Genomic DNA, 9333 nt, shown 5'->3' with positions numbered 1-9333 from the left:
CGGGTCCGGTGACGGGTCCGCGACCCGTCGCAGGCGGACCACGGCCGGGACCGAACGGGCCGCGTCCCGGGCCGGGCGGCACGGGACGACCGCCGGCGCCGGGTCCACGGCCCGGCCCCGAGGGTCGCCGGCCGGGACCGAACACCGGTGGGATGCCCGGCGCCTCGCGGGCTCCACAGCCGCCGCAGCGTCCCGGCCCACCGCCCGGGCGCCCGCCGCAGGGTCAGCCGCCGAACCAGCCCACCCAGCGCATGGGCCGCCCCGGGGAACCAGGCGCGCCACGCGGTGAGCAGGGCACCGCGAAGATGGCGCAACCGGGCGCCCCCGCCGAAACCACCCGCCACGAACGCACCACGACCGGCCCGCGCCCCGTCACGGGTCGTCCGGGTCCGAACACCGGTGAGCGCCGTGCGGACGCGCCGGAGAGCCGGCCGTCCCGCTCCGGAGCCGCGGGCGGTCCGCCGCCGCGGCGGTCCGGCGGCCGCTCGGGTGGTCCCGGCGGCCGCGGCCCGGCCCAGAAACGCAAGAACCGGTGGAAGATCGCGCGCCGGATCGCCTACGTCCTGGTCGCACTGGCCATCGTGGTGCCGAGCACGGTATTCCTGGTCGCCTATTCCACGGTGTCGGTGCCCGAACCCGGCGACCTCAAGACCAACCAGGTCGCAACGATTCTCGCGGCCGACGGCGAAACCGAGATCACCCGGGTGGTGCCGCCGGAGGGCAACCGCACCGATGTGACGATCGATCAGATTCCGCCGCATGTGCGCAACGCGGTGATCGCCGCCGAGGACCGGGATTTCTACAGCAACCCGGGTTTCTCGATCTCCGGCTTCGCCCGCGCCGCCCGCGACAACGTGCTCGGACGCGAAAGTGCCGGTGGTGGTTCGACGATCACCCAGCAGTACGTGAAGAACGCGCTGGTCGGTGACGAACGCAGCCTCACCCGTAAGCTGCACGAGCTGGTCATCTCGGCGAAAATGGCCCGGCAGTGGAGCAAGGACGAGATCCTCACCGCCTACCTGAACACCATCTACTTCGGGCGTGGCGCCTACGGCATCAATGCCGCGGCCAAGGCGTATTTCGACAAGCCGGTGCAGGAACTGAGCGTGGCCGAGGGCGCGGTACTGGCCGCGACCATTCAGCTGCCGTCGCTGCTGGATCCCGAGTCGAACCCCGAAGGCGCGAAAACCCGCTGGAACTACGTCCTCGACGGTATGGTCGCGGGCGGCAATCTCGACCGTGGCGAACGTACCGGTCTGACCTATCCGCAGGTGGTTTCCTCGGCCAAGGCCGGGGAAACGACCGAGGCCGCGGGACCGGAGGGTCATGTCAAAGCGCAGGTGCTGCGCGAACTCTCCGAAGCGGGTATCAGCGAACAGCAGCTGAACACCGCCGGCCTGCAGATCACCACGACCATCGATGCCAAGGCGCAGCAGGCCGCCGTCGATGCCGCACGCAAGAACCTCGAGGGCGAACCGGACAAGCTGCGCACCGCGGTGGCCTCGATCGATCCGAAAACCGGAGCGGTCCGCGCCTATTACGGCGGAGAGGAAGGCTACGGCTACGACTTCGCCAATGCCGCCCTGCAGACCGGGTCCTCGTTCAAGGTGATCGGCCTGGCGCAGAACCTGGAGAACGGTGTCCCGCTGTCGCAGATGTACGACAGCTCGCCGATCACGGTGAACGGTATCGAGATCACCAACGTCGAGGGCGAGCAGTGCGGCGTCTGCACCATCGCCGAAGCGCTCAAGCGTTCGCTGAACACCAGTTTCTACCGGATGCAGCTGGAAATGCAGAACGGTCCGCAGAAGATCGCCGATATGGGACACAAACTGGGGATTCCGGAGGAGCTCCCGGGAGTGGGCGCCACACTGACCGAACCCGGCGGCGTCGGCCCGAACAACGGGATCGTACTCGGCCAGTACCAGGCCCGGCCGCTGGATATGGCGTCGGCCTACGCGACGCTGGCGGCGTCGGGTATGTACCACAAACCGCATTTCGTGAGCAAGGTCGTGTCGGCGGACGGTACGGTGCTGCTCGATCGTGGCGACGTGGCCGGGGAACGGCGCGTCTCCGAGGCCGTCGCCGACAATGTCACGGCGGCCATGGAACCCATCGCCGCATACTCCCGAAATCACGGGCTCGCCGGAGGCCGTCCCTCGGCTGCCAAGACCGGTACCGCACAGCTGGGTGACACCGGGGAGAACAAGGATGTGTGGATGGTGGGCTACACGCCGTCGCTGTCCACCGCCGTCTGGGTGGGGACCACCGACAACTCGCCGCTGCGCAACTACGGCGGGGCGATGATCTACGGTTCCGGCCTCGCGTCGGATATCTGGAAGGCCACGATGGACGGCGCCCTCGAGGGCACGCCCATCGAGAAGTTCCCCAAACCCGCGCCGATCAAGGGCCAGGCCGGTGTGCCGAAGTGGACGGCCCCTTACACCGCGCCGTCCACCACGATGCCGACCTTCGAGCCCCCGGTGGTGATCCAGCCGAGCCAGGTCGAAATCCTGCCCGGTATCACCATCCCGGTGCCCGGGGTGGCGCCCAACCCGCGTAGCCAGCCGCAACCGCAGAACCAGCCGCAGAGCAACGGCCCGGGTCCGCTACCCGGGCAGCCCACTGCCGGACAGACCAGTACGGCTCCCACAGTCACTCAGGCGCCCGAATCCGGCGGCGAGACCGGCACCGGCGGCGACAGTGGGGACAGTGGGGACAGCGGCGACACCGGCGGCGACAGCCGTCCGGACTCGGGCGGATAAACCCGCAATACTGTCCGGGGTCCCGGCTCGGGCCGGGCCGGGACCCCGGTAACAGGTAACCTCGGGTGCCGTGAGCGAGCAGCGACTGGTGGGTGGGCCGGACGACGGTATAGGTCCCGGAAGCGGGCGAACCGGTCGGGCCGCCACAGCCGGTTACGATTCGCCCGCCCCGCTCGCCCGAGATCTGCGTTCTGCCGACGCGCGCGACAAGCCCAGCCGCAACGATTCCATGACCGCCCAGCTGTGCACGGTCGTGGGCGGCCCGGTCGGTGATCACGCGCTGATCGGTCGCGCACGGTTCTGGACGCCGATGCGGGTGCTGCTGGCGTGCACAGTGATCTTCCTGGCGTTCGGCTGGTTCGCCAAGGCCGGATGTATCCAGCAGACCACCACCACCGGCGGGCTGCTCACCCTGGACTGGAACAACGGCCGCCAATACACGGCCATGTGCTATTCGGACACCGTGCCGCTGTACGGCGCCGAACGCCTCAACGAGGGCGCGTTCCCGTACAAGAAGTCCTGGGTGGAGGAAACACCCGGCGGCGGTACCGAGGTCCGGCATATGGAGTATCCGGTCCTGTCGGGCATGTACCAGTACGTTTCCATGCTGGTGGCCAAGAGCTGGGACGCCAGTCCGCTGCCGGGGGCACTACAGGTGGTGCTGTACTTCAATGTGGTGGCCCTGGGTCTCTCGGTCGCCTGGCTCGCCACCATCTGGGCGACCGCGCTGCTGTCCGGGCGCCGGGTCTGGGACGCGGCGCTGGTGGCGTGTTCCCCGCTGGTGATCGTGCACGCCTTCACCAATTTCGATTTCCTCGCGACCGCCTTCGCCGCTCTGGGACTGCTGGCATGGGCCCGCCGGCGGCCACTGCTGGCCGGTGTCCTGCTGGGATTGGGTGGTGCGGCGAAGCTGTACCCCCTGCTGTTGCTGGGCCCGATCGTGGTGTTGTGCCTGCGCGCCGATCCGATGCAGCGCACCCCCCGCGCGCAGCAGGCGACCCGGTTGCGCGATATCGACAGTGCCGCGGCGCTGCGCACCTGGCTCGCGGAGGTGCCGGCGCGGATCCGGTTGCTGGGCACCCGCCCGCTCGGCGCGGCCGCGCTGACCGGCGGCGGCGCCGCGGCCACCTGGCTCCTGGTCAATCTGCCGATCGCGCTGCTGTATCCGCAGGGGTGGCGGGAATTCTTCCGGCTCAACACCACGCGGCACGCCGATCCCGATTCGCTCTACAACGTGGTGATGTCGTTCACCGACTGGTCGGGTTTCGACGGTGTGCTGCGCCACGGCGAACCGCCCACGGTCCTCAACCTGATCTCGCTGCTGCTGTTCGTGGCGGCCTGTCTCGGTATCGCCTATATCGGCCTGACCGCCCCGCGCCGGCCGCGGCTGGCCCAGCTGTGCTTCCTGGTCATCGCCGCGTTCCTGCTGACGAACAAGGTGTGGAGCCCGCAGTACTCGCTGTGGCTGGTGCCGATCGCGGTCCTGGCCCTGCCGCACCGGCGGCTCCTGCTGGCGTGGATGACGATCGATGCCCTGGTCTGGGTGCCGCGCATGTTCTACTACCTCGGCGAGGACCGGAAGGGCCTGCCGGAGCAGTGGTTCACCGCGACCGTGCTGCTGCGCGACCTCGCGGTGATCGGCCTGTGTGTGCTGATCGTCCGGCAGATCTACCGGCCCGAACAGGATCTGGTGCGCCACGACCATCTGGACGATCCGGTCGGCGGGGTGGTCGACCACGCCCCGGACCCGCTGCTGCCGTGGCTACCGGAGGTACTGCGCCCCCGGATCTCCCTCGACACCCACTGGACCGGTACGGTGGTCACCACGCGGACCGGTAAGCGGGACACCGCAACCGCCGCGGCACCGGTGGAGCAGGTTCGGGAGATCAAACCGCCCGCGCGCCTGGGCTGACCCGGGGCCACACCGGGCCGGAGGTGAAGCCCGGCCCGGTGAAACACGAAACGCTCGCGCGCCGATTCACGTTCGGGATCACCGGAGGCGCCTGCCCGCGCCCCGCAATCAGTCAGGGGATATCGGTGGATGATCGACAGCGGCACGAGAATATCGCTCGGCGCGGACGAGCGAACCGGAACATACTGATCGTGGCCGGGGTCGGCCTCGGCGCGTTCGTGCTACTCGGGATCATCGGCTACCTGATCGGTGGCGACGACACGGCAGCCGAAGACGCGGCGCCTGTCCGGATCACCACCACCGAGGTCGTCACGCCCCCGACGCCGATGGCGGCGGGGCCCGCCGAGCAGAACAGCGAGCCGGCAGCGCCCCCGGAAACCTCCACGGCCGCATCATCGGCACCCACAACCACATCGCCGCCCCCCGCGGCCACGACGGCCTACTCCGACCCGCGGTGCGCCCCGGCGAGCGCCGAACTCGTCGCCCTGGTCGCCGCCGGACTCACCACCGACGGGCACGAACTCGCCAACGGCACGGTGATCGACGAGAACGGAACGACATATTTCGGGGCGACCACTCTCGATGCCTCGGGCGAGATGGACGCCCGTTCGGATGTGTGGATCGTGCGGGACGGCGCCGTGTACTCCTCGTCGGGTGGTGCCCGCAATCAAACGAGCTTCCCCCGAGCGAGTGACGAACTCGGGATCTCACCGGGTGATCCGATCGTCATCGCCGTGGACAACTGCGTGATCGACCTGACCGACTGATCGGCCGGTGCGTTTCCGGCCACGGCGTGGTGGCACCGCTTTCCGGCACCACCGCCGCTGCGACACGACCGGCCGGGCCCGTTTCTCGAAGCGCCCGGCCCGGACTCAGCCCGCCCGCAGGATTCTCGCCCGCTGCTCGGGCTCGTGCGGTAGCAGATCCAGGTCCAGCTGCCAGGCGTTACCGGTCCACGGATCGAAGAGTGGGGTGCCGGTGACGGTCGGCAGATGACGGCAGGCACGCGACAGCGTGGCCACCGCGCTGTCCCCCGCCTCGGACTCGTTTGCGCCGACGATGATGGTCGACAGCCCGATCAGATCCCCACGGGCCAGCAACGCCACCAGCCGCTGCGCGTCCGCGGCCTGGTATCCGTGCGGGAAATCCGCCGCGAGCAGGATGCGATGCTCGGCCGGCGGTGACGCCTGCCCGGAGTTGTAGGCCATCTCCGCCAGTTCGGCGACGTCCACGAGTTGCTGTAGGCGGGGAGAGATATCGGAGTGATCGGTGATCGGCGGGCCCGCCGGCACCGGTGCCAGCATCCCGGTGAAACCGGTGAACGCGCCGGTGAGATCGATGATGTCGACCAGGGTCCGGCGTCCCGGCGCGGCCCGCATCAACCGGGCGAGCAGGGCGCCGATCACCGGTGCGACGGCCGCCGAGGATTCGGTGTCCACCCACAGCGGGCGATTCAGCGGGACCGGAACACAATAGGGGATCCGCAGTGCGCCCCGGTCGAGCGCGTAGAGCTCACCGAGCCGGATACCGTCCGCCGGAGCGGCCGGGCGGTCCCAGGCGGGGGATTTCCACGAGGCCAGCGCCGCGGGCAGCACCGCGTCCGCCTCGTGTAGTTCGCGCAGCAACTGGGTGCTGTCGCGCCGGTGATTGTGTTCGGCGGTCGTGATGAGCTCGTCGTGCCGCCGCTGCGCGGCCGCCCGGGCGGCGTCGGCGGCGGGGGTGTTGCGGGTGGCCGGATCGGAGACCGCGGCCGACAACTCCTGGTCCAGGCGTTCAACCGCGTAACCGCGCGCCGATTCCAGGGCGGCGGCCGAACGCGCGGCGTCCTCGAAGATCATCCACAGGCGTTCCAACCCGTGTCCGACCTCCAAGGGCGGGAGCTCGGTCTGTGTAGCCGGCACAGCGGTCGCTCCGGTGGGGGCGGCCACCGGCGCGTCGAGCACGGTGGCCGCGGCCGCCGCCGCGGCCGGTGCAGCGACGAAACCGTCGGCGCCGTGTGCCCGGAGCAGTTCACCGATACCGCCCGCGTACCCCTGACCTACCGCGCGCAGCTTCCAGCCCGTACCGCGCCGGTACAGTTCGAAGCAGATCAGGGCGGTTTCCCCGGCCTGCGGAGCGATCACGAACTCGGCCACCGCGGCATCGTTCTCCGACAGCGACGCGGTCACCACGCCGAGTCCGCTCTGCGCGGCGGCCACCAGCAGTACCGCCTGGGCATCCGCGCGTACCTCGGCCGGTGTGACGACGACCGCCGCCTCCTCGACCCGGACCCCGGGGCCCGCCGGACGCTCGGCCACCAGCACGTCCGCCGCGGAACCGACCCGCAGATCCGCGGCCACCACCAGCGCCGAAACCGTCAGCGGCACGGCCGCGTTCACCCGGAAGCGGGTGGACCCGCCGCGCAGCGGGATGTTCTGCCCCGCCTGCAACTGCTTCATCGCCTGTCCCCCGACACCGTTCATACCGCCAGGAACCGGCCCAGCTGGGGAATCGCCTCACCGGGATGTTTGGCGTTGAAACCCTCACCGATGGCCTGCATCTTCCAGTCGTTGCCGGCCCGGAACAGCTTCGCCATCGCCATGGCGGTGGTCGGCGTGCCGCCGGTGAGCGAGTAGCGGGCCAGCTCCGCGTTGTTGGCACCGTCGATCAACCGGCAGAAGGCGTTCTGCACCTGGCCGAACGTATGCCCCTTGTACGAGGTCACGACGAAGACCAGGTTGTTGACGTGGGCCGGAAGCCGGGTGAGGTCGACCAGGATCACCTCGTCGTCGCCCGCGCCCTCACCGGTGAGGTTGTCGCCCTGGTGCCGGACCGAACCGTCCTTGGAGGTCAGCTGTCCGTAGTAGGCGACATCCACCGGGTTCATATCGGCGAACATCACCACCGAGGCGTCGAGGTCGATATCCACGGTCCGGCTGCCGAACAGGCCGCGCTGCTGCACCGGATCCCAGCCGAGGCCCATCTTGACGAAGGTGAGCGCCGCGCCGTCCTCTTTGCGGAGGCTGACCCGCTGCCCCTTCTGCAGGCTGACCGGACCGGTCTTGCTCAGACTGATCTCACCGGGATGCTGCTGGGTGGGCGCCGCCGGAGCGGGCTGCTGCGGGTAACCGGGCCCGGGCGGCGGCGGATAACCGCCACCCTGCGGCGGGTAGGGCGGGGCCGGCGGTTGCTGCTGGGTGGGATAGGCCTGCTGGGTGGGCGGTACCGGCGCGGTCTGTTGCACGGGCGGCGGCGGAGGCGGCGCGGCGGCCGGGGCGGCGGCCTGCGTTTCGGCCGGAGAATCGTCCACCGTGACACCGTGATCGGTGACCAGCGCGGCGAAACCGCCCGCGTAGCCCTGCCCGACCGCCCGCACCTTCCACGCGCCCTGGCGCCGGTAGAGCTCCAGCGCGATCACGATGGATTCGGTGGCCAGCCCGTCGATCCGGTACTCGAACAGCTGCGCGCCGGACTGATCCGATACAAAGGCGACCGGGGGCGCGAACTGCCCGAAGTTGGAATTCGGGTCGTCGAGGGTGATGACCGCACGGACCTGCGCGATATCGGCGGGGACCGCGCCGAGGTTCACCGCCAGCGAAGCGGGCTGCCCGGCCGGGCCCGGCCGCAGGTTCACCCCCGGACCGCTGGGCTGGTTGTAGAAGACGAAATCCGCGTCGGACCGGACTTTGCCCTGCTCGGTGACCAATAGGGCGGACAGATCGGCCGGAGCCGCCAACTGGATTGAGACCACCACGTCGTTCGTGGCCAGTGGACCGTTCTGGCCCTTGGCGAGTGTTGCGGACAAGTCAGACCCTTCGCTTGTCGGTGCGTATGGATGCCACTGTACGAGATAGACGGCGGGCACGAATCTCGTTAACACCCGAAGCTGTATTGCCTGCGCCGCCTCCGGCGTCGCAGGGTCGGTGCCCTCCGGAATAGACGAATGGTGTGGCCGGGCATGGACTGGATCGACCTGCGGCGATTAAGGTGGCGGCGACGGATGAGCACCGGCGGTGGGCCGGGCTCCGGGGCGGCGAGAACAGGCGACTCTCCATGGCACAACTCTTCGAACAGTCGAAGAAGGTGATCGAGGTACACCTGGCGAACACCAGTATCCGCGCCATCTCCGGCTCGATGGTCGCCTACGAGGGCGCCGTGCAGTTCAAATCGGCCGGGTTCGGTGGCGGAGAGGGGGTGCTGGCCGGGATGAAGCGCCGCGCCACCGGCGAGAAGCTGTCGCTGATGGAATGCGGTGGCCAGGGACGGGTCTTCCTGGCGGTCAACGGCCAGTACGTCTCGGTGGTGAACCTGAACAACGAGACCCTGCAGGTCGAATCGCAGCAGTTGCTGGCCTTCGCCGGGAACCTGCGCACCGATGTGCGATTCGCCGGGGTGCGCGGGGCGTCCAGCGGCCAGGGGCTGTTCACCACCACGGTCAGCGGCCAGGGGCAGGTCGCCCTGCTGTCGGCGGGCGGCCCGCTCATCCACCTGGAGGTCTCACCGCAGTTCCCGCTGGTGGTGGACCCCGACGCGTTCGTCGCCGCCCGCGGCAACCTCAACCAGTCCTTCGTCACCGATGTCTCCTGGCGTGCGGCGATGGGACAGGGTGGCGGCGAGGCGTTCTCGCTGCGCTGGGACGGACAGGGCGTGGTCTCGATCCAACCGGCGGAACGGTAG

Annotated in this window: 6 protein-coding genes; 4 read left to right on the top strand and 2 right to left on the bottom strand. The window is 69.6% G+C overall.

Going from position 1 to position 9333, the window contains the following annotated elements; all coding sequences use genetic code 11:
• The first annotated feature begins 152 nt into the window (after positions 1–152).
• From ACLML9_RS12715 to ACLML9_RS12705, 3 genes are all read left to right on the top strand, one after another.
• The gene (locus tag ACLML9_RS12715; RefSeq protein WP_411945706.1) at positions 153–2765 is read left to right on the top strand and encodes a transglycosylase domain-containing protein; all 2613 of its coding nucleotides are present in this window, start codon (positions 153–155) and stop codon (positions 2763–2765) included.
• 109 nt (positions 2766–2874) lie between these two features.
• A complete protein-coding gene (locus tag ACLML9_RS12710) occupies positions 2875–4677 on the top strand; it encodes a glycosyltransferase family 87 protein (RefSeq protein WP_411945707.1) in 1803 nt (600 codons plus the stop codon).
• A 191-nt stretch (positions 4678–4868) separates the two neighbouring features.
• Positions 4869–5444 carry a DUF2510 domain-containing protein gene (locus ACLML9_RS12705; protein ID WP_411945705.1) on the top strand — a complete coding sequence of 192 codons (576 nt, stop codon included), beginning with the start codon at positions 4869–4871 and terminating at the stop codon, positions 5442–5444.
• A gap of 105 nt (positions 5445–5549) precedes the next feature.
• On the opposite strand, the gene ACLML9_RS12700 is transcribed toward ACLML9_RS12705, so the two are convergent.
• Complete coding sequence (locus tag ACLML9_RS12700) at positions 5550–7139, bottom strand: TerD family protein (protein WP_411945704.1); 1590 nt, start codon at positions 7137–7139, stop codon at positions 5550–5552.
• On the bottom strand, positions 7136–8461 hold the full coding sequence (locus tag ACLML9_RS12695) for a TerD family protein (RefSeq protein WP_411945703.1): 1326 nt from the start codon (positions 8459–8461) through the stop codon (positions 7136–7138). Before ACLML9_RS12695 ends, ACLML9_RS12700 begins: the two co-directional genes overlap by 4 nt.
• 248 nt (positions 8462–8709) lie before the next feature.
• Here ACLML9_RS12695 and ACLML9_RS12690 point away from each other — a divergent pair, with 248 nt between their 5' ends.
• A complete protein-coding gene (locus ACLML9_RS12690; RefSeq protein WP_411945702.1) occupies positions 8710–9333 on the top strand; it encodes an AIM24 family protein in 624 nt (207 codons plus the stop codon).

The organism is Nocardia sp. NPDC002869 (assembly GCF_046764065.1).
GTDB lineage: Bacteria > Actinomycetota > Actinomycetes > Mycobacteriales > Mycobacteriaceae > Nocardia > Nocardia rhamnosiphila.
Note: the sequence above shows the minus strand (reverse complement) of the source record. Positions and strands in the feature narration are given on the sequence as shown.

Excerpts from the sequence above, each read along its gene's own strand:
- ACLML9_RS12690 (WP_411945702.1), top strand. The coding sequence starts at position 8,710 with ATGGCACAACTCTTCGAACAGTCGAAGAAGGTGATCGAGGTACACCTG.
- ACLML9_RS12700 (WP_411945704.1), bottom strand. The coding sequence starts at position 7,139 with ATGAACGGTGTCGGGGGACAGGCGATGAAGCAGTTGCAGGCGGGGCAG.
- ACLML9_RS12715 (WP_411945706.1), top strand. The coding sequence starts at position 153 with ATGCCCGGCGCCTCGCGGGCTCCACAGCCGCCGCAGCGTCCCGGCCCA.